This window comes from Methylocystis borbori (assembly GCF_036576025.1).
Classification (GTDB): domain Bacteria; phylum Pseudomonadota; class Alphaproteobacteria; order Rhizobiales; family Beijerinckiaceae; genus Methylocystis; species Methylocystis borbori.
On the sequence record NZ_JAZHYN010000030.1, the window covers coordinates 1 to 23629 of the forward strand.

Here is a 23629-nt window from a genome sequence, read left to right on the forward strand (position 1 = left end):
GCGGCCGCCGCGGCGGATGGCGGCGCAGGACGACGAGCGTCGCCGGCCCGCCGTCCCATTCGACGCTCTGCAAATGCGCATCGAGGTCGAGCGCGCCGCCGTCTCCCGCCGCCGAAACGAGGGCGGCGCCGTCTTCGGCTCCAATTTGGCCCGGCGTCCGGCCGAAGAACATGCGCGCGAAACCGCCATCGGCGTCGAAGGCGGCGCGATCCGCGTAGCCGAGATCGTCGAGCAAGGCGCGATTGACGTAAAGCGTCTCCTTGCCGCGCGCCACCAGCACGCCGACAGGCAGATGATCGAGCGTCGCCAGCAGCGCCTGCGACGAATAGAGCGGCGCGGCCGGCGCCGCCTCCTCCCGAGCGGGCTCCGCCTCGGCGCCGACGGGCCCCCCTTCGCGCAGCGTCCGGGCGATCTCGTCGAAAGCTGACAGCTCAATCGAACTTAACGCCGTCTCGCCTTCTGACTCCCCGCGCGCGGCGGGGGGCGGCGGCCGCAGCACCACGATATTGTCGGCGATGCGGTTCTCCCCCGTCTCCTCGGGCGCCGGGGACGGCTTTCTCGCTTCGGTCGGCGCCCCGCTCTCCCGCGCGACGGCGCGATCGAGATGCAGCACGCCATAGCCCTGAAACCCCGTGAAATGGCGCGCGGCGTCGAGCATGGGCAGCGCGCCGAGCGTCGCCGGCACGCGCCCCGCGCCGCCTTCGAGCGGCCATCCGACTTCGAGTCCGCTCCAGGAGCGCCGCGACGCCGCGGCGAGCGCCAGGGCCGGGCCGAGCGACAATGTCTGCGCGACCTCCTCGACCGACCGGCCGAGAATGTCGGCGCCCGAATCGCCGACCACATCGGCAAGCATATAGGTCACGTCGACAAAGCGCCCCTGCGCATCGGTCTTCCAGAGGAAACGCGGCGCGCGCGCGCCGTGGCGCGCGGCGAGACGCGCGCGCAGGGCGAGAGTGGCCTCGGAGGCGGACTCCTCGGGCGCCCGCGCTGCGACGACCGGCGCCTCCGCGCGCGATTGCGGCCGCACGCCGAGCGCCGCCAGGATGAAACAGGCGTCGCCGTGGTCGTCCCCAAGGCTGCGGCAGAGAAAAGTAACGGTCTGCGGGCGCTCCAAGATGGGAAAGCTCAGCCGTTCGAGGCGAAGGGCCGCGCCCTGGCGCACCGATTCGACGAGTTCGGCGAGACGTTTGGCGCCGGGGTCCGCGCCGCGAAAGAGCTGGTCGGCGAGCGTCGCCGCATCCTCGCCGAAAACGGCGCGGGCGGCGTCGTTGAGATAGACGATCGCGAGCGGATCGCCGCGCGTCGCCAGGATCGGCGCGCCGGAGGCGTCAAGCGCGGCGAAGGCCGGATCCGCCGCGATGCGAGCGGCCGCGCGCGCGCCTTCTTCGAGGTCAAGCTGCGAACCGGCCATATGCCCTACCGCCCGAGGGAGGTTTCATGTGCCGGAGCGCGCATTCTGGCGTCGCCGTCGGCTTGACGCGTCGGAATGAACCAAATTAGTCGCGGCGCCGCGTCCGGTCTATGGCCGTCGCAAGGCTTTCATTTTTTTTTGCAAGGTCGAAGCGGCGGCCGTTTAATGTAAAACGCCGCTCGACGCTATTGCAATGCACAAATATGTTGCATTGCAGCAAAATATAGCGCAAGGTGGCCCTGCTCGCTGGATCGCCATCCGGGCAGGGCGCGACGCGAGCGGGCTCGATATTCGAGCGTCGCGGCGCTTTCATTTTTTCGGCACGGAGGTGCGCCATGGTTGAACCGATCTATCAGATCCCTAATGAAGTCCGTGATTTCGCCGAAAAGAGCGTGGAGCAGGCGCGTAAAGCTTTCGAAGGATTCACCGGCGCGGCGCAGAAGGCTTTGGACACGCCGAGCGAGATTCCCTTCCCCCTGACCGGCGCGCGGGACGTGAGCGCGAAGGCGCTTTCCTTCGCCGAGGCCAATGTCAACGCCGCCTTCGATCTCGCGCAGAGACTCGTCCACGCCAAGGATCCGCAGGAAGTCTTCAAGCTTCAGTCGGAATATGTGCAAAAGCAGATTCAGGCGATTCAGGAGCAAGCCAAGGAGCTTGGCGCGGTCTTTCAGCGCACGACGACGAAATCCTGACCGGGAGAGACGCGATGGCTACCCCAACGAACGCTTCGCCCAAATCGAAACCCGCCCCGGCCGAGACGCCCGCCGTCGCCGAGACCTTAACCGAAACGGCGCCCGCGCCGGTCATCCCCCCCGCCGCGGCGCCGGCTACAGCCTCTCCCGCGGCTCCGGCGGCGCCCCCTGTCGCCGCGCCCACCACGGCGCTTACGACCGTGGCGTCGCAAATCGTCGCGCCTGACGCGGCGGGCGAGACCTTCGACCCCGCCCTCTGGCAGAAGAAATCCTTCGACCTTTGGACGGAGAACCTGACCGCCTTCTTCGATTTCGCCGAGCGCCTCGCCAAGGCGAAGACCCTCGAGGAAGTGACGGACCTGCATGCGCGCTTCGTGACCGAGCGCCTCGAGAGCGTCACGCGTCAGTCGACGGAGCTGCTGACGCTCGCGCAACGTCTGGCGAGCCTTCCCGTCGCGCCGCTCTGCGGCGCGCGCGCGGCGTAATTTACGAAAGCGATCCTGCGACGCTCTTTTTTAGAGCGTCGCGGCGATCAGAGCGCGCAGCGCGGGCGTCGCCTCCGGCATGACGCCGGTCCAGTCGCGGAAGGCCGGCCGGGCCTGATGCAACAGCATCCCTAAACCATCGACGGTCGTGGCGCCGAGTTCGCGCGCGGCGGCGAGCAGAGGCGTCTCCAGCGGCGCATAGACGATGTCGGCGACAAGCGCCGATTCGGGGAGCTTTTCCAGCGAAAGATCGAGCGGCGGCTGGCCGACCATCCCCTGGCTCGTCGTATTGACGAGAAGGCCGGCGCCGGCGAGCGCCGCATGGCGCTCCTCCCAGGGACCCGCTTGGATGAGCGGCCCGAAATCTTCGGCGAGTTTTCGCGCGCGTTCCGGCGTGCGGTTGAACAGGCGTATCTCGCGCGCGCCCGCTTCCAAAAGTCCGTGAACGATGGCGCGCGCGCCGCCGCCCGCGCCGATGACGACGCAAGGGCCTGCCTCCGCGCGCCAGCCTGGCGCCGCCTCCTCGAGCGACGCGATGAAGCCGAAGCCGTCGTAATTGCGGCCGATCAGCTCCCCGTCCTTCCCGACGATGACGCAATTGACGGCGCCGATGCGCGTCGCCGCCGCCTCGACGCGATCGAGGAAAGGCAGCGCCGCCTCCTTATGCGGAATGGTGAGATTGCAGCCGGCGAAGCCAAGCGCCGGCAGCGCGCGCAGCGCGGCTTCTAACCGGCCCGGTTCGACGGCCAGCGGGACATAGGCGCCGTTGAGCCCATATTGCGCGAACCAGTGATTGTGGATTTTCGGCGAGCGCGAATGCGCGATCGGCCAGCCCATGACGCCGGCGAGAATGAAGCGATGGCGATTAGGCAATTCTCCGACTCCGGGAGCTGCGAGGGCGCGGCGAGGCTACGCGCCCATCTGCGCCCGCACAAGACGCGGAAGATTTAGGCATCCGGCGCCAGGACGAATCCGGCGCCGCGAAATTGGACGAGCGCCGCTTCGTCCGCCGGCTCCTCGCGCACAATCTCGACGCGGGCAAGGCGCGGCCCCCGGCGCGCCGCATCGATAAGCGCGTCGAGCGCCGCGCGCGATCCGACGGCGACCGCCTCGACGGAGCCGTCGCGCCGGTTGCGTGTCCAGCCGGCGAGTTCAAGCGCCAGGGCTTCGCGAATCAAGAAGGCGCGATAGCCCACGCCCTGCACGCGGCCTTCGATAATGAGGCGGACGATCTGTCGCTCGCTCATTCACGCCGCCATATTGTCGATGAGCCGCGTCGCGCCGAGCCGCGCGGCGGCGAGCAGGCGCATGGGCCCCTCCTCGCGGCGCGCGATGGGCGCGAGCGTCTCGGCGTGGCGCGCCTCGAAATAGTCGACGTCGAAGCCCGCGGCGGCGAGCGCCGCGCGCCCCTCGTCCATCACCTTGCCGATATCATCCCCCGCGAGAATGCGCCGCGCCGCTTCGCTCAGCGCGACATGGAGCTGCGGGGCGCGGGCGCGCTCGTCCTGCGAAAGATAGACATTGCGCGACGACATGGCGAGGCCGTCCGCTTCCCGCAAGGTCGGCGCGCCGACGATTTTTGTCCCGATGTCGAGATCGCGCGCGAGACGCCTGATGACCAAAAGTTGCTGGTAGTCCTTCTCGCCGAAGACAGCGACATCCGCCTGCGCCTGATTGAGGAGTTTCGTCACCACCGTCGCGACGCCGTCAAAATGCGACGGTCGAAAGCGGTCGTCGAGACCGGCCGTGGCGGGGCCTTGCTGCGTCACCGTGGTGGCGAAGCCCGGCGGATAGATTTCTTCGACCGAAGGCGCGAAGGCGAGATCGGCGGCGACGCCGGCAAGGCTGCCCAGATCGGCGGCGAGCGTGCGCGGATAGCGGGCGAAATCCTCGCTCGGGCCAAACTGCTTGGGATTGACGAAAATCGTGACGACGACCCGCTCCGCCTCGCGGCGCGCGGCCTCGACGAGCGAAAGATGGCCGGCGTGCAGCGCGCCCATCGTCGGCACGAGGCCGATGCGCTCGCCGAGCGAACGGCGCGCGCGCACATAGGCGCGCAGCTCCTCGACCGTGGCGACGACGGGAACGTCCTTGCTCATGAGCGGCGGCCTCCTTGCCGAGCCGCGACGAGGCTCGAAAGATAGTCGATATAATCCTCGGGCAGCGCCTGCGCGCGCGCCGCCGCGACGACGCCTTCGAGATAAAGGCGCCCCGCCGCCCCGAGATTGGGATTGGCGCCGACATAGGTCAGCGCCATGACGGCGCCGACGGGCTCGCGCAGCACGGGAAAGATTTTCTTGGCGTAAAGCCCATGCGCGATATCTTCATAGCGGTCGAGCGCGATCACGTCGCCCGTCGGCACGCTCCACAAGACGCCATGGACATTTGCGCGCCGGTCCGCCGCGACGCTGACGAAGCCCGAGGCCATGACGACGAGCCGATGGCCCGCGAGCCGCGCCCGTCCGAGAAGCCGCGAACGCGGACAGCGCTTTTCCATGGCGGCGGCGTCCATATTGGAGCCATAGGCGAAGTAGAGCGGCATGCAAATCCCGGTCGCGAAACGGACGCCGCATGCTATATCACGGCGAAATGGAAGGGTGGCCGAGCGGTTTAAGGCACCGGTCTTGAAAACCGGCGTGGGGGCGACTCCACCGTGGGTTCGAATCCCACCCCTTCCGCCATCCTGATTCGCGCTGACGCCCTTCGCAGGATTGATTGGCGGGGCCTTAGGCCGTTCGGCAACATCATTCTCGATGGAACGGACGGCGTTTCCCTTGAGAACGATCCCACTCTATATCGGCGCCGAAGAAACCACATCGCCTAAAGGTTATCGACATGGCCACCGTTCGACTGCTGAGCGAAGAAGAACTTTCCCCCGAAGCGCAGGCTGTCTTCGCCGACATCCGCGCAACGCGCCAGAGCGACTTCGTGAATAATTTCTGGCGCGCGCTGGCGCATGATCCGGCGACGCTGAAGCGCACTTGGGAAGGCGTCAAGGCGGTCATGGGCGAGGGCGTATTGGAGCCCAAGGTGAAGGAGATGATCTATATCGCCGTGTCGATCGCGCATGGCTGCTCTTATTGCGTCCATTCGCACACCGCCGCCGCAAGGGCGAAAGGCATGACCGAGGCGGAGCATCGAGAATTGCTCGCGATCGTCGGGATGGCGGCGGAAACCAATCGACTCGTGACGGCGCTCGGCGCGCCCATCGACGAGGCTTATGACATTCGCTGACGCCAAATAAAAAAGGCTCGCCGTTACATCCGCGGTCGGAGCGTTTCGCTTGCGCGAAAAACCTTACAGCAATATGCCGCTTTGACGACGCGCGCGTGACGCGCGCGCGGCCTCCCACATCTTAATTGAACCAATTCGCAACGTCATGTCGCGTTCACCGACGCCATGTAAGCGCCCCTCGGTCCATAAGACCAAGCGCCGAAATGGAAGAGGGAACGATCATGACGCGCGATTCACATTTTTCTCACATCGATAAGCCCAAAGACCCAGACGACGTCAGTTCGAATCACAGCGACAATCCAACGATGGGCGACATGATCGCCGAACGCCTCTCTCGTCGCGATCTGGCGAGGGGGATCCTGGCGGTTTCCGCAATCGCGGCGGTTACGCCCGCGCGCGCGCTGCCCAACCTCAACCTGCCATGGTTCGGACTCCGCGGGAACACGACGCCGTCCTTCGACTTTCTCGAACTCAAGGCCGGCTTCGACCAGACGCATCACGTCGCCGACGGCTATCGCGCCGACATTCTTATCCGCTGGGGCGATAAGGTCGTCAGCGGCGCGCCGCAGTTCGACGTCCAGCATCAATCAGCCGCCGCCCAGGCGAAGCAATTCGGCTACAACAACGATTTCATCGGCTATATCCCGCTCGACCAGCCTCGGCGCGACTTGAATGGGGGATGGAGCGGCGGCGCCGACGAGAGCGTCCATGGCCTGCTCGTCGTGAACCACGAATATACCGACGCCCTGCTGATGTTTCCGACCTCTTCTCCCAGGACGACGGCGCTCGTCGACATCGAGATGGCGGCGCATGGCGGCTCGGTCATCGAGATCCGGAAGTCCGGCGACAAATGGAATGTGATGGACCCGAGCTTCTACGCGCGGCGCATCACCGCGACGACGCCGATGCGCTTTTCGGGCCCCGCCGCAGGCGCCGCCAAGCTGAAAACCAGCGCGGACCCGACCGGAACCATGGTGCTCGGCACGATCAACAATTGCGCGGGCGGCGTGACGCCCTGGGGCACGTGGCTTACTTGCGAGGAGAATTTCAACAACTACTTCATCGATCCTTCGTCGTCATTGACGGGCCATCCGAACGAAGCCGGCTTTCGGCGCTACGGCGTGCCGGGCGCCGTCAATGATTGGGGCAATTTCTATCCGCGTTTCGATATCGCCAAGGAGGCCAACGAAGCCAATCGTTTCGGCTGGATCGTCGAGATCGACCCTTTCGATCCTTCCTCGACGCCGGTCAAGCGCACCGCGCTCGGCCGCTTCAAGCATGAGGGCGCCGAATCGATCGTCAGTCGCGACGGCCGCCTCGTCATCTATTCGGGCGACGATCAGCGCTTCGACTATGTCTATAAATTCGTCACCCAAGACAAGGTGGACACCTCCAATCGCGCGAAGAATAAAGACTTGCTCGATAAGGGCGTGCTCTATGTCGCGCGATTCAACGCCGACGGCTCGGGAACATGGCTGCCGCTCGTTTATGGGCAGGGGCCGCTGACCGCCGCGAAAGGTTTCGCCAATCAAGCCGAGGTGCTGATCAATACGCGTCTCGCGGCGGATCTTCTCGGCGCGACCAAGATGGATCGTCCCGAGGACGTCGAGGCGAACCCCGCCACCGGCAAGGTCTATGTCGTCCTGACGAACAACACCAATCGCACGGCGGCGCAAATCGACCCGGCCAATCCGCGCGCGAAAAACGCCTACGGCCACATTATTGAAATGATCCCGGACTCCGGCGATCACGCCGCGACGACGTTCAAGTGGAATATCCTCGTCAAATGCGGCAATCACCTCGACCCGTCGGTCGGCGCGAGCTTCAATCCCAAGACGACGGCGGACGGCTGGTTCGGCATGCCGGACAATGTCGCGATCGACGCGAAGGGTCGGCTGTGGGTGGCGACGGACGGTCAGGGGCCGGACTCCACGGGCCGCGCCGACGGCCTCTGGGCGATCGAAACCGACGGCCCCGCGCGGGGAACGGCGAAGCATTTCTTCCATGTTCCGATCAACGCGGAACTCTGCGGACCGCGCTTTACGCCAAATCTCGAGACGCTGTTCCTTGCGGTTCAGCACCCGGGCGAGGGCAGCGCTTTCAACGCCCCCTCGACGCGCTGGCCGGATTTCCAACAGGGCGTCCCGCCGCGCCCGTCGGTCGTCGTCATCACGCGGACGAATCGCGGCAAGATCGCTTGTTGAGACTCGACGCGCAGGGCGGTCTTTCCGGCCGCCTTGCGCTCGTTCAATTCTGCCGTATCAACACGCGTCAGCGCCTCAAGACGAACCAGTCAAACGTCGCCAAGATCGCGATCCCCATCGCGAGCGCCAGCAGGACGAAGGCGATAAGCCGAGCGCCTCGGGCCAGACGCGGCGAAAGCCCGAACGCCGTCGCGCCGGCCGCGAGATAAAATATGAAAGCGGCCAAAGCCAGCGCGCGGACTATCTGCTCGAGATCGGTCATGACGACGGCGGCAAAGCGAAAAAACATCGCCTCATTTCGCCGCGCGCCTTCACGAAAAAGCCCGATCCGGCTTCACGCGCCGCATGGCGGCGAGCGCCTCGGCGGCGATCGTCTGCGGCGTCGAAAAGAAATCCGGCCAGGCGTCGGGGGCGTCGAGCGCGGTCTTCAGAGTGAAAGCGTTGGCGCTTTCCATCGCCGCGAGACTTTCCCATGTCAGCGGCGTGGCGACGGGCGCGCCCCGCCGCGCGCGCAGCGACCAGGGCAGAATGGCCGTCGCCGCCCTGGCGTTGCGCAGCCAGTCGACGAAGATGCGCCCCTGGCGCAATTTCTTGCTCATCGTCGCGACGAAGCGTTGCGGCTCTTCATGCGCGAGACTCTGCGCGAAGCCGGCGGCGAAAATTTCCGTGTCGCTCCATGTCAGCGCGCGATCGAGCGGCAGAGTCACATGGACGCCCTTGCCGCCGGTGATCATGGGGAAGCTGCGGAGGCCCATCGCTTGAAGACGATCGCGGACCGCAAGGGCGGCGCTCCTCACTTCAGAAAAGCCGACATCCTCCGCGGGATCGAGATCGAAGACCATACGGTCCGGAGTTTCGATCCGATCGTAGCGCGCCATCCAGCCATGGATTTCTAACGCGCCGAATTGCGCGGCCGTGCGCAGGCCCTCCGCGCCGCGCAGCGCGATATAGGTTTCGCCGTTCGTTTCGACCGGGATGACGCCATCTGTCGCGCCTTTGATCGGATGGCGCTGGTAGAAAAGCTCCGCTTCGATATTCTCCGGCGCGCGCACGAGACTGACGAGGCGCGTCTCGAGATGCGGCGCCATGCGCGCCGCCGCCGCTTCGTAATAGCGGGCGACGTCGCCCTTGGTGACGCCACAATCGGGATAGACGACGCGCTCGGCATGGGTGATCGCGGATGGCGGATCGCTGTGAGGCGCCGTTTCTTGTTTCGATCCGGGCTTATTTGGCGAAGCCAAGGCGTCCTCCCGCGCTCCGCGCACGCGCGCGGCGAAGCCTACGCCGTCTCGCGCGCGGCGAGCAAAGAAAGATATTCCCACGCCATCGTCGCGGCGGCGAGCGCGGTGATTTCGGAAATGTCATAGGCGGGCGCCACTTCGACGACGTCCATGCCGACAAAGTTCAGGCCTTCAAGCCGTCTGAGGATCGCCTGCGCCTGCCAGGAGGCGAGGCCGCCGATCTCCGGCGTCCCCGTGCCGGGCGCGAAGGCCGGATCGAGCGCGTCGACGTCGAAAGAAAGATAGACGGGGCCCTCGCCCGCGACCTCGCGAATTTTCGCGGCCACGGCGGCGGGTCCAATCTCATGGGCCTCCTGCGCTGGCACGATGGTCACGCCCTGCCCCAGGGTCCAGTCGTAAACATCGCGCCCGACGGGCGAGCGAATGCCGATCTGGATCATGCGGCGGGGATCGACGATCCCTTCATTGATCGCGTGATAGAACATCGAGCCATGGGCATAGGGCTGGCCGAAATTATCCGGCCATGTGTCGACATGCGCGTCGAAATGGATCAGCGCCAGAGGCCCATGCCTTTTCGCGCAGGCGCGCAACAGCGGCAGGGTAATTCCGTGGTCGCCGCCGAGCGTAACAAGATGCGCATACGCCGAAGCCTGCTCCTCGATGAGCTTCAGACTTGCGGCGATGTCGCCGAGCGCAATGGCGAAATCGCCGACATCCGCCAGCGGGAGAATGGAAGGCGAGGTCCAATGCGCCGGATGATCGCCGTCGATCAGCATGCGGCTCGCATGCCGAATCGCGAAAGGCCCGAAGCGCGCGCCGCTGCGATTGGTCGTCCCAATGTCGAAGGGAACGCCCGCAATCGCGATCGCCGCGTCGCCAGCGCGCCGCGCCAGACCAAGAAAGCCGGGCGCGGCGGCGAAGGTCGGCGTCGAACTCATACTGTCGCGCTCACTTCGCGGCCCGCTGGAATGAAAACATCGACGCCCGCTCCCCTTTGTGACGCGCCCGCCTCAATTTGGCCGCGAAGCGCCGTGCGCCACAAGCGTTTTCATTGCGCGCCCGCCTATGGCCTCGGGGCGCGCTTCGGGTTAGAATCGCACAAGCGGCGAGCATTCCCGGGACTTTACGCAATTATTCGCAACGCATGAAAATCTTGCTGCTCGGCGGCTCCAACGCCGGAACGCGTGAAGGCTGGGCCTTTCAGTTTCAACGACAGGCCGTGGGTCACGAGGTCGAGAATCGCTTTCTCGGCGCCGTCGGTTCGCTTTATGGGCTGATGGCCCTGCTCAGGATGGAGCGCGAGGGCGACGACGTCCCCGACGCCATCGTCTTCGAATATTGCCTCAACGACATTCTCCTTTTCGCCGCCGGCGCGCTCAAGCCGCCGCTCGTCGTCGACGCCTTGCGGGCGATCGCAAATATCTGCGCGCGGCGGCGCATACGCCTCATGTTCCTCTGCCTCGCGCCGCGACCGTCGCAGGCCCGCGCCGCGCGCAGGAGGGCGCGGCGCATACGGCGCCTTTATGCGGAAGCCGCGACGCGGCATGCGACGCCCTGCCTCTGGCTGGAGGACGCCTTTCCCGGCGGGCCGACGGCGGCGCAGTTCCAGGACGAAAACCATCTCACGCCCGAAGCCTCAGCGCGCGTCGCGGCCGTCGCTTTGGAGGCGATTGAGGGCGCGCGCATTCCGCGCGCGGAAGGAGAGGAGCCGCCCTTCGACTATATCGCGGCGACGCAGGCGCGCCTCGAGGGCGCCTGCGAATTGCGCCGCCTCGACTCCAAGGTCTTTGAAGGCCTTTTCATTCATCTCAAGCGCCCGAGCGCGAGCTTCTGGCCCGGATGCGGACGCCTCGTCGGGCTGATGCTGCGCTCCGACGAGGCGAGCGGACATTATCTCATCCGCGCGGGGAGCCGAAGCTTTCGCAAGAACGCCCGCTCGCGCATGCAGGACATCGTCAGACATCTCATGCTGCTGCATTACGCGACGCGCAGACCCTGGACGGACGAGGGAGTCGAAATCGCCATGCCGGCGGATGAAGCGGCGCTCATGGCGATCGCGGAGGACGCGACGCCTCTCGCCGTTGCGCCGACTGCGGCCTTCGCGGCGCAGACCCTCGACATTCATGGCCTGATGTTCTGGAGGAAGCGCTCGCTCCTGGCGCGACTCGCCGCTTACCTGCGTCGCTACTCTTGGCGCTGAATGTTGCGCGCCGCTATTTCTTGCAGGCGGGCGTCGGCGTGACGACGAGATCGGTCATGTCGCCGCGCAGGACGAAGTCGCCGTAATCGAGCTTCAGCGCGCGCGAGACGCCGTTCTCATAGAGATCGAAGGAGAGCACGTAAATCGGCTGCCCGTCCTTCTTGCCGAGATCGAAATAGGAAATGGCGACCGGCCAGCGTCGCATGTCTTTCAAAGCGTCGACTTGCGCCGCCTTCTCCTGCGGCGCCTCGGTCGTCGCCTTGCCGATGATCGCCAGAGCGTCGAAGACCTTTTCGCCGTCACCGGTGCCGTCGAAGACGCGCGCTTCAAGCAGCGGCTCGCCCGCGACCGCGGCGGCGACGATTTTGCGCAAATGTTCGGTCGGGAACAGCGCCGGGCCGGAGAGTTCGACGCGCGCGCGCTTGGGCTTGGCGAGATCGACCGATACGCCGGCGCCGCCGGCCTTCTGCGCCTTGCCGTCGATCTCCTCGGCGCTGGCGTTGTCGATTTTGGTCTCGATCCTGAAGCGGAAATCGGCGCCGTCGCCGGCCTCGAACGTCGCCGAGCGCATATCGGAGAGCTTCGCCGTTCCTTCCGAAGGCTGCAATTCGGTGAGCTGCCGGAAATTCTGCACATAGCCTTCGCAGGCCGAGCCGGAAAAATCGAAAGCGATGCGGCCGCGCGCTTGCGCCGGCGCCTTGGCGCCCGTCGCCTTGAGCAATGAGAGATCATAGACGGCGCGATGCGAAGCGAGCGCGAGCGGCGCGGCGGCGGTCTCGGCGGCCGCGGACAATGGCAAAGGCGCGAGCGCACAAGCGGCGACCGCCGCGCGAAACAGCTTCATCAAGGCTTACTCTCTCCTCGCCGCGACGACTGCGGCTGGACATTTGCCACGCGGCATTGAGGAAATTAGGGTCGCCCATCGTTGCAAGCAACGACTTTCTGGAGCAAAGAGGCCAATCCCCATGACCGCTTCGTTAGAGACGCCGGAGGCGCGGCTCGCCGCGCTCGGGCTCGCCCTGCCGACCGCCGCCGCGCCCGTCGCCAATTACGTCCCCTATATGCAGACAGGCGCGGTGCTTTTTGTTTCGGGACAACTGCCCGTCGGCGCGAATGGCGTCGACCCCGCGCATAAGGGCAAGCTTGGCGCCGGCGTCTCGCTCGAAGCCGGACAAGCAGCGGCGCGGCAGGCGGCGCTCAATGTGCTGGCGCAGGCGAAGGCCGCCGTCGGCGACCTTGCGAAACTGCGCGCCGTGCGGCTCGGCGGCTATGTCAACAGCGCGCCGGATTTCGCCTCGCTGCCGCAGGTCGTGAACGGCGCCTCCGATCTTGTCGCCGCCGTTCTGGGCGAGAACGGCAAACATGCGCGCTTTGCCGTTGGCGTCGCGCAACTGCCGCTCGACGCGGCCGTGGAGGTCGAGGGAATTTTCGAGATTCTCGCATGAGCGGGCGCGATTTGTCCTGGTTGACGGCGCGGCCGATCGCGCATCGCGGCCTGCATGACGCGGCGAAAGGCGTGGTCGAGAATTCTATTTCCGCCGCTCGCGCGGCGATCGCCGCGGGCTATGCCATAGAGTGCGACGTACAGCTTGCGGCTGATGGCGAAGTCGTCGTCTTTCACGACGAGACGCTCGAACGGCTGACCGAGGGCGCGGGAAAAGTCTCCGCGCAATCGGCGCTGGCGCTGTCGCGTCTGACGCTGCGCGGCGCGAACGACTCCATTCCGCGCTTTTCGCAATTTCTCGCGGCCATCGACGGCCGCGCGCCGCTCGTCGTCGAAATCAAGAGCGCCTTCGACGGCGATACGACGGCGGCCGAGCGCGTCGCGGCGGCGCTCGCCCGTTATGACGGCCCCGTCGCCCTCGAGAGTTTCGATCCCGACCAGATCGCTTTCCTGCGCGCCCGGGGCCTCGCTCATGTTCCGCTCGGGATGGTGGCGGAGGCGCGATATGACGAAGCGGATTGGCTGCAACTCGCTTCGGCGCGACGCGAAGAACTGACGCATTTTCTGCATTACCAGCGCACGCTGCCGGATTTCCTCTCCTGGCGCGTCGACGATCTGCCGCACGCCATTCCGCTGCTGATGCGCGACGCGCTCGGCCTGCCTGTCACGAGCTGGACGGTGCGCACGCCCGACATGGCCGCGCATGCGCGTCAATGGACGGATCAGATCGTCTTCGAGGGCTTTACGCCATGAAGATGGGTTACTCGGGCCGCATGATCTCCGTCATATTGTAATCCCTGCGGCGCGGGTCGGCGAAATCGGTGAAGACGCGCACGCGCAAATTGCCGCCGGCGAGCGGATCGATGCGCACAGTGCGTCTGGCGAAGCCCTGATTATAAGTCAGCCGCAAGCCGCCTCCCGTCTGAAACGCGCCGGCGCGCACGCCCCAATCGCAATCGGTGGGATGGCAGCGCCCGAAGAGACGCACGCTGTCGGGCGGCGAGCAGACGAGCTGGCCGTTCAGCACCTGATCGCAACAGCCGACCTCGACCTCGGCGCGGGTCAACCCGCGCGTCGCGGGATTGGTCGACATCCAATTGCCCGTCATCGGACTCGTCACGCAAAGCGCTGAAGCGGGAACGCCGCCGGCGAACAAGAGCGGCGCCGCAAGCGCCGCCCGGCGCAAGAATTTTGATGCGCTGATAGACATTCCTTCCTCCAAAATTCGTCGATGAAAAATCCACGCCGTCGAGCGGCGCCCATAGGGCGCGCTGCGAAAAAATGGAACCCGGTTTTTCGCGTAAAGCGCGCTCTAAACGTTAGGAATCGATCACGTCATCCGCATTTGGGCGATTCGCCCAAATGCAGCGTGATCTAGCATGCGCCGACATGTGCGCCCGCGCAACCGTTTCGCCGACGAAGTGGGCTAGCGCTTTCATCAGGCGCGGCTTGCGCGAAGGTCAAAATAGAGGATCGCCGGTCCATGCTGAAACGATGCGTCCATCATGCGCTGATGCTCGCGACGGCGGCGCTGCTCCTGAGCGCCGGCTCCGCTCTCGCCGAGGAAAAGCGCGAATCCTTCAATGCGGCAAACGCCCGCACCGCGACCGCGGCGATGGATCGCGACGAGGCGCTGCTCGCCGCTTCGCGCCTTTGTCCGGCCGACGCCTTCGGCAAGAGCGTTGCGCGCCGCGCGCGCCCGCCGAGCGGCGAATCTGCCGGCAGCGCCGATTGCGCCACACACCCTGAAAAATGTTACCGGGCCTGCGTCGCGGGCGGCCCCGAACATTGCTTTCGGCTGGCGCTCGCCTTTCAAGAGAATGAGGACGTCGTCGCGCCGCGCTATGCGCAACGCATGTTCTCCATGGCTTGCGCGCTCGGAGAAGCGGCCGGCTGCACCAATCGCGCCGCCCATATGCGCAACGGCGCCGACGAAGGGGATCCGCTTAAGGCGCTGTCGCAGCCGGAGAAGGATCGCTGCCAGTTCAGAAGCTTCAAGATCGCCTGCGCGAAGAACGACAATTGGGGCTGCGCCATGCTCGGACAGGCTTATAGCGAGGGCGAAGGCGTCCGCAAAAACGTCAAGCGCGCGCGACGCTATTATCTTAAATCCTGCCGGCTCGACGCTGATTTCGACGCCTGCGCCTTCGCGCGCCGCGCGCGCAAGCAAAGGCTCGAAGCGCGCCGCTGACCTAAGAAGCGACGCTTACGCCGCCGCCTGCGCGACCAATCCATTGGGTCGATCCAGTCCGCGCACCTCTTTGAGCTCCACCTCGATATTGTCGTCGCTCGCCGCCTTGATGAAGTCCTGGAGCGTCTCCATGATGTCGTAATCGATAAAGCCGGCGCGCGTGCCGTCGATCACCAGATAACTGTGCGCCTCGATATCCTCGAGATAGCTGCGAAGCTGCGCCTTGTTGAGGAAGGACACGTCCTTCTGCAGGCGCAGCAGATAATTCTTGCCGTCGCGCGTCAGCGAGAAGGCCGAGTGATAATTGGCCCGCAGCACAAAGAACAGGCCGACGGCCATGCCGATCGCCATGCCCTTGAGAAGGTCGGTGGCGAGGATCGCGCCGATCGTCACCGCGAAGGGCGCGAACTGGTTGAAGCCCTTTTCATATTGCGAGATGAAGAGTTTTGGCTTCGCGAGCTTGTAACCGGTGAGCAGCAGCACGGCGGCGAGGCAGCCGAGCGGAATGAGATTGAGGACGCTCGCAAGAAACATTGCGCTCAGCAGCAACAAGGCGCCATGCAACACGGCGGCGACCTTGGTGTGCGCGCCGGCGTCGATATTGGCGGAGCTGCGCACGATCACCGCGGTGATCGGCAGGCCGCCGAGCATGCCGCTGATGAAGTTGCCGACGCCTTGCGCCTTAAGCTCGCGGTTGGTCGGCGCGACGCGCTTGAACGGATCGAGCTTATCGACCGCCTCGAGGCTGAGCAAAGTCTCGAGGCTCCCGATGAGCGCCAAGGTCGCGGCGGTCACATAGATTTGGGCGTCTGTGAGCCGACCAAGATCGGGAAAGCTGAATTGGCGCGCGAAATCCGCCGGCCCGAAAATCGTGGGCAGATTGACGAGATGCTGCGAACCGATCGCAAACGACGGAAAGAGCGCCTGGGCGAGCAAATTATAGGCGATGCCGAAGAGGGCGGCGACCAGCGGACCCGGCAGAAGCGAAAGGAAACGGCGCTTCTTGACCGCAGGCGTCTCCCATATCAGCAGAATGGCCATGGAGGCGAGGCTGACGAAGACGACGCCCCAGGTGACCGAGCCGAACGCTTCCCAGACGAAGGACAGCGCCGTGTGGCTGTCGTCTTCGAGGAAGGAGAGATCGCTGTCCGCGTCGGCGTCATAGCCGATGGCGTGCGGCAATTGCTTCATAATGAGAATGAGCCCGATCGCCGCGAGCATGCCTTTGATGACGGCGGACGGGAAGAAGGCGCCGATGATGCCGGCGCGCAGATAGCCCATGGCGAGCTGCATGAGGCCCGACAGGGCGACGGCGAGCAGGAGGCCGTCGAAGCCGAGCTTTTCGGTCGCCGCGGCGACGATCACGGTCAGGCCCGCGGCGGGACCCGACACGCTGAGCTGCGAGCCGCTCAGGACCGCGACCACGAGGCCGCCCACGACGCCGGCGATGACGCCCGAGAAGGGCGGCGCGCCTGACGCGATGGCGATGCCGAGGCAAAGCGGGAGCGCCACGAGAAAGACGACGATCCCCGCCGGAATATCGTGGTCGAGATAGCGGAAATAGTAGTCGAAATGCTTCCTCAACACGCGCGAATCTCCTTATCGCGGCCGACGGGCCAGCTAGCTAGGCGTCGTCGCCAAACTCCTGGTAGATGCTGTCTACGTCGCTGCCCGGCGGGAGCGTGATGAGCTGCTGCAGCACGCCGTCGTCGAGCGCGAAGACCCAGCCGTGCAGCACCGGCTGGCGATCCTTTTTCCAGGCGCTCTGGACAATGGAGAATTGCGACAGGCGTCGCACTTGCTCGATCACATTGATCTCGACGAGACGATGGGCGCGCTCCGCCTGCGAATTGAGCGCGTCGATCTCGTCGCGATGCATGCGATAGACGTCCTTGATGTGCAGCAGCCATTTGTTGAGGAGTTCGAGCTCGGGACGCTGCGGCCCCAGCGCGGCGTTCACGCCGCCGCAATTATAATGGCCGCAGACGATGATGTGCTGCACCTTGAGCACCTGAACCGCATATTGAATGACGCTGAGACTGTTGAAATCGGTGGCGATCACCTGATTGGCGATATTGCGATGGGCGAAAATCTCGCCGGGCGCGGCGTTGACGATGATATCGGCGGGCACGCGGCTGTCGGAACATCCGATCCACAGGAATTCGGGCTTCTGATTGGTCGCCAAACGCTCGAAGTAGCCCGGGTCGTGGAGCTTCTTTTCCCCAGCCCAGGCCTTATTCTCGAGCAATAGTTTCTCGAAGGATTGCATCTCGCGCCCGTTTCGTTTTTCGACCGTTGAAGAAGGCCCTGCCTGCGACGGCAATGTGACGGAGAAGCGACAGCGGCCGCTGAAAGCGGCCGCAAGCCAGGAACTTGTCCCTTCTTGCCTTCGCTCAAGTCAGACACAGTCTAGAAACATTAAAGCGACGCCACAAGTCCGCGGCGAGGCAAATCCATGGCTCCAGACTTAATGATTTGTAATGTCGACCGGATGAAATATCGGCTGCCTGTTTTTTCGTCGCTTCAGCGACCGCACAACTCGCGCCAGACATGCGGCAGCGAAGCGATAATGTCGTCGGCGATGAGGCCGGGCCCGTAAATCTCGGCGGCGCGCGCATGCATCCAGACCGCGCAGGAGGCGGCGAGAAATCCCTCCATGCGCTGCGCCAGCAGCCCAGCGATGATACCCGTCAGCGCGTCGCCGGAGCCCGCGGTCGCCAGCCAGGGCGTCGCGGAGGGCAGGATCGAGGCCCGCCCGTCCGGCGCCGCGACCACCGTATCGGGTCCCTTATAGACGACCACGGCGCCGCTGGCGCGCGCCGCCGCGCGGGCCTTGTCGAGCTTCGAGCGGCAGGCGCCGTCGTTTTCGCAGCAGGCGAAGAGCCGCGCGAATTCTCCCGCATGCGGCGTCATCACCACGGGCCCCGGCGCGGCGCGCGTCGCCCGCCACAGCCGTTCGGGATCATGGGCGAAGCTCGACAGCGCGTCGGCGTCGAGAACCGCGGCGCGGCGATAGGCCTGCGGCGCGAGCGCGGTTTCGACCTTGGCGCAGCTTTCCTCGCTCACGCCGAGCCCCGGACCGAGCGCGACGGCGTTCTTGCGCTCATCGGTCAAAACGGCGGCGAGGCCCCGCGCGCCGTCCGCCGGCCGCACCATCACCGAGGTGAGCGCGCTGGCGTTGACGGTGAGCGCGTCTGACGGACTCGCCAGAGTGACGAGGCCCGCGCCGGCGCGCAGCGCCGCCGCCGCCGACAGCCGCGCGGCGCCGGTGAAGGACGCGCCGCCGGAGACGACGAGCGCATGGCCGCGCGAATATTTGTGGCCTTCGATCTGCGGCAGCGGCAGGTCCGACCGCCAAAGCGCGGGGGCGTTGATGAAGGTCGAAACGTGGAGCGTCTCCAGCGCCGAAGGGCGGATGCCGATATGGGCGCAGGCGAGCGCGCCGCAATGCAGGCGGCCGGGAAGCAGCAGATGGCCGGTCTTCACCCGAAAGAAGGTGACCGTCGCGTCGGCCTCGACCGCCGCGCCGCGCACGGCGCCGGTGGTGCCGTCGACGCCGCTGGGAATATCGACGCTGACGACGTTCTGGCCGCTTGCGCGTCGCCAGCGATTGAGGCGGCGCACGAGATCGCAGGCGTCCGCGTCGAGATCGCGCGCGAGACCGGTGCCAAACAGCGCGTCGACGACAAGATCGGCGCCCTCGAATTCGCATTCCAGCGCTGATGTCACCGCGCCGGGCCAGGCCGCCGCGGCGCGCGCGGCGGGGCCGCGCAGCTCTTCGAGCCGCGCGAGGGAGGCGACGCGCACCTTGTACCGTTGCGAACGCAACAGGCTCGCCGCGACGAAACCGTCGCCGCCATTATTGCCCGGCCCGCAAAGCACGAGGACCCGCCGACCGCTCGTGCGCTGCAAAATCTGGCTCGTCGCCTTGGCGAGCGCCAGGGCGGCGTTTTCCATCAGGGTCATGGCCGGAACGCCGCCCTCGATCGTCAGCCGATCGGCCCGCGCCATCTGGTCGGTCGTGAGCACTTCAAGGGGGAGATCGACGGTCAGGACGGCAGGCATGTAGCGATGGTGACCGAAGGCAGCGGCCCGCGCAATGGGCGCCGCTGCTTTGCGCAGCGCGGACGGTTCTTTATCCGGCGCCGCATTCCGCCGCAGCGTCGTTTCGGCTATGTCTCAAGCCATGCTGACCGCCGTGCTCCTCGCCTATGACGCGCCAGAAGCGCCGCCGCTGCGCAGGGACACGATCGCGCGCAGTCTCGGCTCGCTCGTCGAGGCCTGCGTGCAGGGACTCGTCGCGGATGCGGCGCTGGTGGGGGCGCCCGCGCGCGGGCTCGACAAAATCGCCGACGAGGCCGGCTGCGCGCTCATCGAGACGGCGCGCGCCAAGGAGGGACTCGCGCAGGCGCTCCAAATGGCGCGCCGCGACCATATTCTCCTGCTTGTCGCCGGCTTCGCCGTCGAGCGCGGCTTCGTCGAGGAGGTCCATGACCTCTTCGCCTATGGCGATTACGCCCGCGCGCGGACCCTTCGCCTCGCGCCCGATTCGCTTCTCACGCGGCTTGCGCCGGGCTTTGCGCGGCCCGTCGGGCTGATCGCCGAAAAGGCCGCGCTCGCCGAGGCGGGCGACGAAGATATTTCGCGCCTCGCCCGCGCGCTGCGAAGCGAGGATCTGGCGAGCCGCGCCCGCCGGGTTTTTTGACGCCTATAAATTAAACGTGTTGCAGGCGTCGATGCTGCCGGTCTTCAAGCCCTTGAGCAGCCACTGCGTGCGTTGCGCCGACGATCCGTGGGTGAAGCTGTCGGGCACGACATAGCCGCGCTGAGCGCGTTGCACCCGATCGTCGCCGATCGCCTGCGCCGACGCCACCGCCTGTTCGATGTCGCCCTCTTCGAGGAATTTCTGGCGCTGATTGCCGTTATGCGCCCACACGCCCGCGAGACAGTCGGCCATGAGTTCAGCGCGCACGGAAAGCGCGTTCGCTTCCGACCGGCTGCCCGCCATCTGCTGCGCGCGCTGCACTTTGGGGAGAATGCCGAGCAGATTTTGGATGTGATGGCCCATTTCGTGGGAAATCACATAGGCGTAGGCGAAATCGCCGCCGCCGCCGAGCCGCCGCTGCATGTCGCGGAAGAAGGAGACGTCGAGGTAGATGCGCCGGTCAAGCGGGCAATAGAACGGTCCCATGGCCGACTGCGCCGGGCCGCAGCGCGACTGGGTATAGCCGTCAAAAAGCACCAGGCGCGGCGGCTCGAAGCGCACGCCTTTTTGTTCGGGAAGCGTCTTCGACCAGACTTCTTCATTGGAGCCGAGCACTTTGGAGACGAAACGGCCCATCCGGTCCGTGACCGCGCCCTGATGTGGTTGCGGCGACTCCTGCTGCGGCAGGACGACCTCGCGGTCGCCGCGCATGCTGTTGATCATCTGCGCGCCGCCGATGAGGATGGCGGGATTGATCCCCAGCGCCCAGCCGACGAGGCCCAGGATCAGCATTGTGCCAAGGCCGATGCCGCCCCCGCCGATCCGCGGGCCCCGCGCGATCATCGGACCCTCATCGCCCCGACGATCCTCGATATTTTCCGACGACTGCAGGTCTTCCCACTTCATAATGCCTCGCTCCTGCGCCCGGGGACGCCCTTTCTCACCCGCTATTTAGTGGAGGTTTGTCATCCCGGGTAGTGCGGACGCCTTCGCGCTCAGGGCTCTCCCCATTCCGCCGGCCATTCCTGGCGCAGACGGCCGCCGAGGCGCACTGGCGCGATCATGGCCGCGAGCCCGTCGGCGCCGATCTCGGCCGCGACGCCGCAGAGCGTCGCCTCGCCGCTCGCGGGCTCATAGCGCGCGCCCGGCGTCTTGCGCAGGAAGCGGCGCAGCGGCTCCTCCTTCTCCATGCCGATGATGGAATCATAATCGCCGGTCATGCCGGCGTCGGTCTGATAGGCGGTGCCGCCCGGAAAAATTTGCGCGTCGGCGGTCGGCGTATGGGTATGCGTGCCGACGACGAGCGAGGCGCGGCCGTCGACGAAATGGCCCATCGCCATCTTCTCGGAGGAGGTTTCGGCGTGCATGTCGATCAGGATCGCGTCGCAGCCGACGCCGAGCGGACAGGCGCCGAGCTCGCGCTCGATGGCGGCGAAGGGATCGTCGAGCGCATCCATGAAGACGCGGCCCATCGGATTGACGACGAGCACCTGCTGGCCGCGCGCCGCCTTGAAGAGATTGGCCCCGCGTCCCGGCGTGCCGGGCGGATAATTGATCGGGCGCAGGAGACGCGGCTGGCGCTCGATGAAGACGAGCGCCTCGCGCTGGTCGAAGGCGTGATTGCCGAGCGTGACGCAATCGACGCCAAGGCCAAGCATTTCGTCGCAGATCGCTTCGGTGACGCCGAAGCCGCCGGCGGCGTTCTCGCCGTTCACGACAATGAAGTCGAGCGCCCATTTTTCGCGCAGACGCGGCACGAAACGCGTGAGCGCCGCCCGCCCGGAGCGGCCCATGACGTCGCCGATGAAAAGGATGCGCAGCAGGGCGGAATTCGACATAGGCCGTCATAGCCCGCGCCGGGCGCGAGAGCAAAATCCTTGAATTACGGGCGCGCGAAACATTGCGCGCAGGGGCGGCCTTTCATAACTGGAGGGCTCTGTTGTAACATCGCCGGTCATCGCGAGCCCCGCCAAACATGCAAGACGCCGCCGAACTTCCCGCCATCCTGACGCGCAACGTCGCGCCGGAGCGCCCTTACGTCCTTTTCGAGGACGGGCGGGACAATGGCCGCGCGCTGCTTTTCGACGAGCCGGAAGAGATCATTCTCGCGCGCGAACCGCATGAAGTTCCGGCGGCTTTCGCGCGCATGGAGGCCTGCGCGCGGCGCGGCCTCTATCTCGCGGGCTACGCCGGCTATGAGCTCGGCTATGCGCTGGAGCCGAAATTTTCGACGCAAAGGACGCCACAGGCGCGCACGCCTTTGCTCCTCTTTGGCGCCTTTCGCGCGCCGCGGCCCTTCTCGCCGCCGCGAAGCGAGAGCCCCGCGCCCTTCATCGCGCTGACGCCAGCCTGGACGCAGGAGGAATACACCGAGCGCTTCAATAAATGCCGGGACTATATTTTCGCCGGCGACGTCTATCAGATCAATCTCACCTTCCCGCTCTACGGGCGCTATGAGGGCGACGCGCTCGCGCTCTATCGCGGCTTGCGCCGGCGCCAGCCCGTCGCCTATGGCGGCGTCGTGGCGCTCGGCGCCGAAACGATCGTCTCGCTGTCGCCGGAAGTGTTTTTCGAGGCGCAGGGCCGCGCCATCCGCGCCCGGCCGATGAAGGGCACGGCGCAGCGCGGCGCGATGCCGACCGAAGACATGGCGCGCGCGCAATATCTCGTGGAGGACGAAAAATCCCGCGCCGAAAATCTGATGATCGTCGACCTCCTGCGCAACGATCTCTCGCGCCTCGCCGAGGTCGGCACGGTGAAGGTCACCGATCTTTTCACCGTCGAGACCTATCCGACGCTGCATCAGATGACCTCGGGGATCGAAGCGCGGCTGCGCGAGGACGTCACGCTGAAGGACCTCTTCGCCGGGCTTTTTCCCTGCGGCTCGGTGACGGGCGCGCCGAAGATTCGCGCCATGGAGATCATCCGCGATCTCGAATGCGCGCCGCGCGGCGTCTATTGCGGATCGCTGGGGCTGATCGCCCCCGACGGCGACATCCGCTTCAATGTCGCGATCCGCACGCTGTCGCTTTTTCCCCAAGGGGAACTGATCTGCAACGTCGGCTCCGCCATCGTCGCCGATTCCCGCGCGCGCGAAGAGTATGAGGAATGTCTGATCAAGGCGCGCTTCCTGGCGGGCGCGAAGACGATTTCGGCCTGATCGAAACGCTGCTCTGGACGCGCGAAGACGGCTTTCATCTCCTGCCGGAACATTTCGCGCGCCTCGCCGCTTCGAGCGCGGCGCTCGGCTTCGCCTATGACGAAAGGCTCATCGGCGCGGCGCTCGGCGAAGCCGTCGCAACCGCCGAGGCGCCGCGGCTGCGCGTGCGGCTCGCGCTTTCGCGCGACGGCGCGATCGAAACGAGCGTGACGCCGATCGAGCCGATTTCGCCAGAAACCGTCTGGCGCGTCGCGCTCGCAGAGCGGCGCTTTTCCGCCGCCGATCCGCTGCTGCGCCATAAGACGACGCGCCGCGCGCTCTATGACCACGAGCTCGCGGAAGCCAACAGGCGCAACGCCGCCGACGACGTTCTGTTTCTCAATGAGCGCGACGAGATTTGCGAAAGCTCGCGCTGCAATGTCTTTCTCCCTCAAGACGGCGTCCTGCTGACGCCGGCGCTCTCCTGCGGCCTGCTGCCGGGGACGCTGCGCGCCCGCCTTCTCGCGAGGGGCGACGCGCGCGAAACGATTTTGCGCCTCGACGATCTCGCGACCAGCGAATTTATGCTCGGCAATTCGGTGCGCGGCCTCGTGCGCGCGCATCTCATCGCCTCCGAGCTACGCGCATGACGTCATTCCCGACGCGCATTTTGCGCGCGATCG

At 65.9% G+C, this 23629-nt stretch carries 26 protein-coding genes and 1 tRNA gene; 12 read left to right on the forward strand and 15 right to left on the reverse strand.

Going from position 1 to position 23629, the window contains the following annotated elements:
* Positions 1-1411, reverse strand: a 1411-nt coding sequence (locus V3H18_RS10815) for a PAS domain-containing protein (protein ID WP_332082056.1), incomplete at its 3' end; no start/stop codon positions are given.
* A gap of 335 nt (positions 1412-1746) precedes the next feature.
* Here V3H18_RS10815 and V3H18_RS10820 point away from each other — a divergent pair.
* Both V3H18_RS10820 and V3H18_RS10825 read left to right on the forward strand, forming a co-directional pair.
* Positions 1747-2103 carry a phasin gene (locus V3H18_RS10820; RefSeq protein WP_332082057.1) on the forward strand — a complete coding sequence of 119 codons (357 nt, stop codon included), beginning with the start codon at positions 1747-1749 and terminating at the stop codon, positions 2101-2103.
* Positions 2104-2117: 14 nt separating this feature from the next.
* Positions 2118-2588 (forward strand): phasin family protein, encoded by a 471-nt coding sequence (locus V3H18_RS10825; RefSeq protein ID WP_332082058.1) that lies wholly within the window; start codon positions 2118-2120, stop codon positions 2586-2588.
* A gap of 30 nt (positions 2589-2618) precedes the next feature.
* Here the strand turns inward: V3H18_RS10825 and V3H18_RS10830 are convergent, their stop codons facing one another.
* The 4 genes from V3H18_RS10830 to V3H18_RS10845 all read right to left on the reverse strand — a co-directional run bounded on the left by V3H18_RS10830 (position 2619) and on the right by V3H18_RS10845 (position 5130).
* Entirely contained in the window at positions 2619-3461 is an 843-nt protein-coding gene (locus V3H18_RS10830) for a shikimate dehydrogenase (RefSeq protein WP_332082059.1), read from the reverse strand.
* Between the two features lie 74 nt (positions 3462-3535).
* The gene (locus V3H18_RS10835) at positions 3536-3835 is read right to left on the reverse strand and encodes an acylphosphatase (RefSeq protein WP_332082060.1); all 300 of its coding nucleotides are present in this window, start codon (positions 3833-3835) and stop codon (positions 3536-3538) included.
* Positions 3836-4687, reverse strand: coding sequence for a pantoate--beta-alanine ligase (gene panC, locus V3H18_RS10840; protein ID WP_332082061.1), 852 nt, complete (start codon positions 4685-4687; stop codon positions 3836-3838).
* Positions 4684-5130 carry a gamma-glutamylcyclotransferase family protein gene (locus tag V3H18_RS10845; RefSeq protein WP_332082062.1) on the reverse strand — a complete coding sequence of 149 codons (447 nt, stop codon included), beginning with the start codon at positions 5128-5130 and terminating at the stop codon, positions 4684-4686. The genes panC and V3H18_RS10845 overlap by 4 nt, the downstream gene beginning before the upstream one ends.
* 49 nt (positions 5131-5179) lie before the next feature.
* On the opposite strand from V3H18_RS10845, the gene V3H18_RS10850 reads away from it, so the two are divergent.
* The 3 genes from V3H18_RS10850 to V3H18_RS10860 all read left to right on the forward strand — a co-directional run bounded on the left by V3H18_RS10850 (position 5180) and on the right by V3H18_RS10860 (position 8026).
* A tRNA-Ser gene (locus V3H18_RS10850) sits at positions 5180-5269 on the forward strand.
* A gap of 154 nt (positions 5270-5423) precedes the next feature.
* The gene (locus tag V3H18_RS10855; protein ID WP_332082063.1) at positions 5424-5822 is read left to right on the forward strand and encodes a carboxymuconolactone decarboxylase family protein; all 399 of its coding nucleotides are present in this window, start codon (positions 5424-5426) and stop codon (positions 5820-5822) included.
* A gap of 221 nt (positions 5823-6043) precedes the next feature.
* Positions 6044-8026, forward strand: coding sequence for a PhoX family protein (locus tag V3H18_RS10860; protein WP_332082064.1), 1983 nt, complete (start codon positions 6044-6046; stop codon positions 8024-8026).
* A 67-nt stretch (positions 8027-8093) separates the two neighbouring features.
* Here the strand turns inward: V3H18_RS10860 and V3H18_RS10865 are convergent, their stop codons facing one another.
* From V3H18_RS10865 to speB, 3 genes are read right to left on the reverse strand one after another with little or no spacing between them, the layout of a single operon-like run.
* A complete protein-coding gene (locus V3H18_RS10865) occupies positions 8094-8288 on the reverse strand; it encodes a hypothetical protein (protein WP_332082065.1) in 195 nt (64 codons plus the stop codon).
* A gap of 49 nt (positions 8289-8337) precedes the next feature.
* On the reverse strand, positions 8338-9267 hold the full coding sequence (gene ligD / locus V3H18_RS10870) for a non-homologous end-joining DNA ligase (RefSeq protein WP_332082066.1): 930 nt from the start codon (positions 9265-9267) through the stop codon (positions 8338-8340).
* A gap of 38 nt (positions 9268-9305) precedes the next feature.
* Positions 9306-10205 (reverse strand): agmatinase, encoded by a 900-nt coding sequence (gene speB, locus V3H18_RS10875; protein ID WP_332082067.1) that lies wholly within the window; start codon positions 10203-10205, stop codon positions 9306-9308.
* Positions 10206-10411: 206 nt separating this feature from the next.
* On the opposite strand from speB, the gene V3H18_RS10880 reads away from it, so the two are divergent.
* On the forward strand, positions 10412-11467 hold the full coding sequence (locus V3H18_RS10880; RefSeq protein WP_332082068.1) for a hypothetical protein: 1056 nt from the start codon (positions 10412-10414) through the stop codon (positions 11465-11467).
* A 13-nt stretch (positions 11468-11480) separates the two neighbouring features.
* Here V3H18_RS10880 and V3H18_RS10885 read toward each other — a convergent pair whose 3' ends face one another.
* Entirely contained in the window at positions 11481-12311 is an 831-nt protein-coding gene (locus tag V3H18_RS10885; protein ID WP_332082069.1) for a cell envelope integrity EipB family protein, read from the reverse strand.
* A 121-nt stretch (positions 12312-12432) separates the two neighbouring features.
* Between V3H18_RS10885 and V3H18_RS10890 the strand changes: the two genes are divergently transcribed.
* Both V3H18_RS10890 and V3H18_RS10895 read left to right on the forward strand, forming a co-directional pair.
* The gene (locus V3H18_RS10890) at positions 12433-12912 is read left to right on the forward strand and encodes a RidA family protein (protein WP_332082070.1); all 480 of its coding nucleotides are present in this window, start codon (positions 12433-12435) and stop codon (positions 12910-12912) included.
* The gene (locus V3H18_RS10895) at positions 12909-13664 is read left to right on the forward strand and encodes a glycerophosphodiester phosphodiesterase family protein (RefSeq protein WP_332082071.1); all 756 of its coding nucleotides are present in this window, start codon (positions 12909-12911) and stop codon (positions 13662-13664) included. Before V3H18_RS10890 ends, V3H18_RS10895 begins: the two co-directional genes overlap by 4 nt.
* Positions 13665-13671: 7 nt before the next feature.
* Here V3H18_RS10895 and V3H18_RS10900 read toward each other — a convergent pair whose 3' ends face one another.
* Positions 13672-14121 carry a hypothetical protein gene (locus tag V3H18_RS10900; RefSeq protein WP_332082072.1) on the reverse strand — a complete coding sequence of 150 codons (450 nt, stop codon included), beginning with the start codon at positions 14119-14121 and terminating at the stop codon, positions 13672-13674.
* Positions 14122-14394: 273 nt separating this feature from the next.
* Here V3H18_RS10900 and V3H18_RS10905 point away from each other — a divergent pair, with 273 nt between their 5' ends.
* Positions 14395-15102, forward strand: a complete 708-nt coding sequence (locus tag V3H18_RS10905; protein WP_332082073.1) for a tetratricopeptide repeat protein — start codon at positions 14395-14397, stop codon at positions 15100-15102.
* A gap of 15 nt (positions 15103-15117) precedes the next feature.
* On the opposite strand, the gene V3H18_RS10910 is transcribed toward V3H18_RS10905, so the two are convergent.
* The 3 genes from V3H18_RS10910 to V3H18_RS10920 all read right to left on the reverse strand — a co-directional run bounded on the left by V3H18_RS10910 (position 15118) and on the right by V3H18_RS10920 (position 19167).
* Positions 15118-16689: a SulP family inorganic anion transporter gene (locus V3H18_RS10910; protein WP_332082074.1), complete on the reverse strand. Its 1572-nt coding sequence runs from the start codon at positions 16687-16689 to the stop codon at positions 15118-15120.
* A 37-nt stretch (positions 16690-16726) separates the two neighbouring features.
* Positions 16727-17371, reverse strand: a complete 645-nt coding sequence (locus V3H18_RS10915; RefSeq protein ID WP_332082075.1) for a carbonic anhydrase — start codon at positions 17369-17371, stop codon at positions 16727-16729.
* 254 nt (positions 17372-17625) lie between these two features.
* Positions 17626-19167, reverse strand: coding sequence for an NAD(P)H-hydrate dehydratase (locus V3H18_RS10920; protein ID WP_332082076.1), 1542 nt, complete (start codon positions 19165-19167; stop codon positions 17626-17628).
* Between the two features lie 109 nt (positions 19168-19276).
* Here V3H18_RS10920 and V3H18_RS10925 point away from each other — a divergent pair, with 109 nt between their 5' ends.
* Positions 19277-19807, forward strand: coding sequence for a transposase (locus V3H18_RS10925; protein ID WP_332082077.1), 531 nt, complete (start codon positions 19277-19279; stop codon positions 19805-19807).
* A gap of 3 nt (positions 19808-19810) precedes the next feature.
* On the opposite strand, the gene ypfJ is transcribed toward V3H18_RS10925, so the two are convergent.
* Both ypfJ and V3H18_RS10935 read right to left on the reverse strand, forming a co-directional pair.
* On the reverse strand, positions 19811-20713 hold the full coding sequence (gene ypfJ / locus V3H18_RS10930) for a KPN_02809 family neutral zinc metallopeptidase (RefSeq protein WP_332082078.1): 903 nt from the start codon (positions 20711-20713) through the stop codon (positions 19811-19813).
* 89 nt (positions 20714-20802) lie between these two features.
* Entirely contained in the window at positions 20803-21627 is an 825-nt protein-coding gene (locus tag V3H18_RS10935) for a TIGR00282 family metallophosphoesterase (protein ID WP_408631779.1), read from the reverse strand.
* A 155-nt stretch (positions 21628-21782) separates the two neighbouring features.
* Here V3H18_RS10935 and V3H18_RS10940 point away from each other — a divergent pair, with 155 nt between their 5' ends.
* Positions 21783-22967, forward strand: coding sequence for an aminodeoxychorismate synthase component I (locus V3H18_RS10940; RefSeq protein ID WP_332082080.1), 1185 nt, complete (start codon positions 21783-21785; stop codon positions 22965-22967).
* Complete coding sequence (locus V3H18_RS10945) at positions 22916-23596, forward strand: aminotransferase class IV (RefSeq protein ID WP_332082081.1); 681 nt, start codon at positions 22916-22918, stop codon at positions 23594-23596. The genes V3H18_RS10940 and V3H18_RS10945 overlap by 52 nt, the downstream gene beginning before the upstream one ends.
* Positions 23597-23629 lie beyond the last annotated feature (33 nt).

What these genes read in the sequence shown, in the direction of transcription:
- V3H18_RS10835 (WP_332082060.1), bottom strand. Translation starts at nt 3,835, where the DNA reads ATGAGCGAGCGACAGATCGTCCGCCTCATTATCGAAGGCCGCGTGCAG.
- ypfJ (WP_332082078.1), bottom strand. Translation starts at nt 20,713, where the DNA reads ATGAAGTGGGAAGACCTGCAGTCGTCGGAAAATATCGAGGATCGTCGG.
- V3H18_RS10825 (WP_332082058.1), top strand. Translation starts at nt 2,118, where the DNA reads ATGGCTACCCCAACGAACGCTTCGCCCAAATCGAAACCCGCCCCGGCC.
- V3H18_RS10915 (WP_332082075.1), bottom strand. Translation starts at nt 17,371, where the DNA reads ATGCAATCCTTCGAGAAACTATTGCTCGAGAATAAGGCCTGGGCTGGG.
- V3H18_RS10895 (WP_332082071.1), top strand. Translation starts at nt 12,909, where the DNA reads ATGAGCGGGCGCGATTTGTCCTGGTTGACGGCGCGGCCGATCGCGCAT.
- V3H18_RS10860 (WP_332082064.1), top strand. Translation starts at nt 6,044, where the DNA reads ATGACGCGCGATTCACATTTTTCTCACATCGATAAGCCCAAAGACCCA.
- V3H18_RS10885 (WP_332082069.1), bottom strand. Translation starts at nt 12,311, where the DNA reads ATGAAGCTGTTTCGCGCGGCGGTCGCCGCTTGTGCGCTCGCGCCTTTG.
- V3H18_RS10940 (WP_332082080.1), top strand. Translation starts at nt 21,783, where the DNA reads ATGCAAGACGCCGCCGAACTTCCCGCCATCCTGACGCGCAACGTCGCG.
- panC (WP_332082061.1), bottom strand. Translation starts at nt 4,687, where the DNA reads ATGAGCAAGGACGTTCCCGTCGTCGCCACGGTCGAGGAGCTGCGCGCC.
- V3H18_RS10845 (WP_332082062.1), bottom strand. Translation starts at nt 5,130, where the DNA reads ATGCCGCTCTACTTCGCCTATGGCTCCAATATGGACGCCGCCGCCATG.
- V3H18_RS10945 (WP_332082081.1), top strand. Translation starts at nt 22,916, where the DNA reads ATGTCTGATCAAGGCGCGCTTCCTGGCGGGCGCGAAGACGATTTCGGC.
- V3H18_RS10890 (WP_332082070.1), top strand. Translation starts at nt 12,433, where the DNA reads ATGACCGCTTCGTTAGAGACGCCGGAGGCGCGGCTCGCCGCGCTCGGG.
- V3H18_RS10865 (WP_332082065.1), bottom strand. Translation starts at nt 8,288, where the DNA reads ATGACCGATCTCGAGCAGATAGTCCGCGCGCTGGCTTTGGCCGCTTTC.
- V3H18_RS10855 (WP_332082063.1), top strand. Translation starts at nt 5,424, where the DNA reads ATGGCCACCGTTCGACTGCTGAGCGAAGAAGAACTTTCCCCCGAAGCG.
- V3H18_RS10820 (WP_332082057.1), top strand. Translation starts at nt 1,747, where the DNA reads ATGGTTGAACCGATCTATCAGATCCCTAATGAAGTCCGTGATTTCGCC.
- V3H18_RS10925 (WP_332082077.1), top strand. Translation starts at nt 19,277, where the DNA reads ATGTCTCAAGCCATGCTGACCGCCGTGCTCCTCGCCTATGACGCGCCA.
- V3H18_RS10920 (WP_332082076.1), bottom strand. Translation starts at nt 19,167, where the DNA reads ATGCCTGCCGTCCTGACCGTCGATCTCCCCCTTGAAGTGCTCACGACC.
- V3H18_RS10900 (WP_332082072.1), bottom strand. Translation starts at nt 14,121, where the DNA reads ATGTCTATCAGCGCATCAAAATTCTTGCGCCGGGCGGCGCTTGCGGCG.
- V3H18_RS10905 (WP_332082073.1), top strand. Translation starts at nt 14,395, where the DNA reads ATGCTGAAACGATGCGTCCATCATGCGCTGATGCTCGCGACGGCGGCG.
- V3H18_RS10880 (WP_332082068.1), top strand. Translation starts at nt 10,412, where the DNA reads ATGAAAATCTTGCTGCTCGGCGGCTCCAACGCCGGAACGCGTGAAGGC.
- speB (WP_332082067.1), bottom strand. Translation starts at nt 10,205, where the DNA reads ATGAGTTCGACGCCGACCTTCGCCGCCGCGCCCGGCTTTCTTGGTCTG.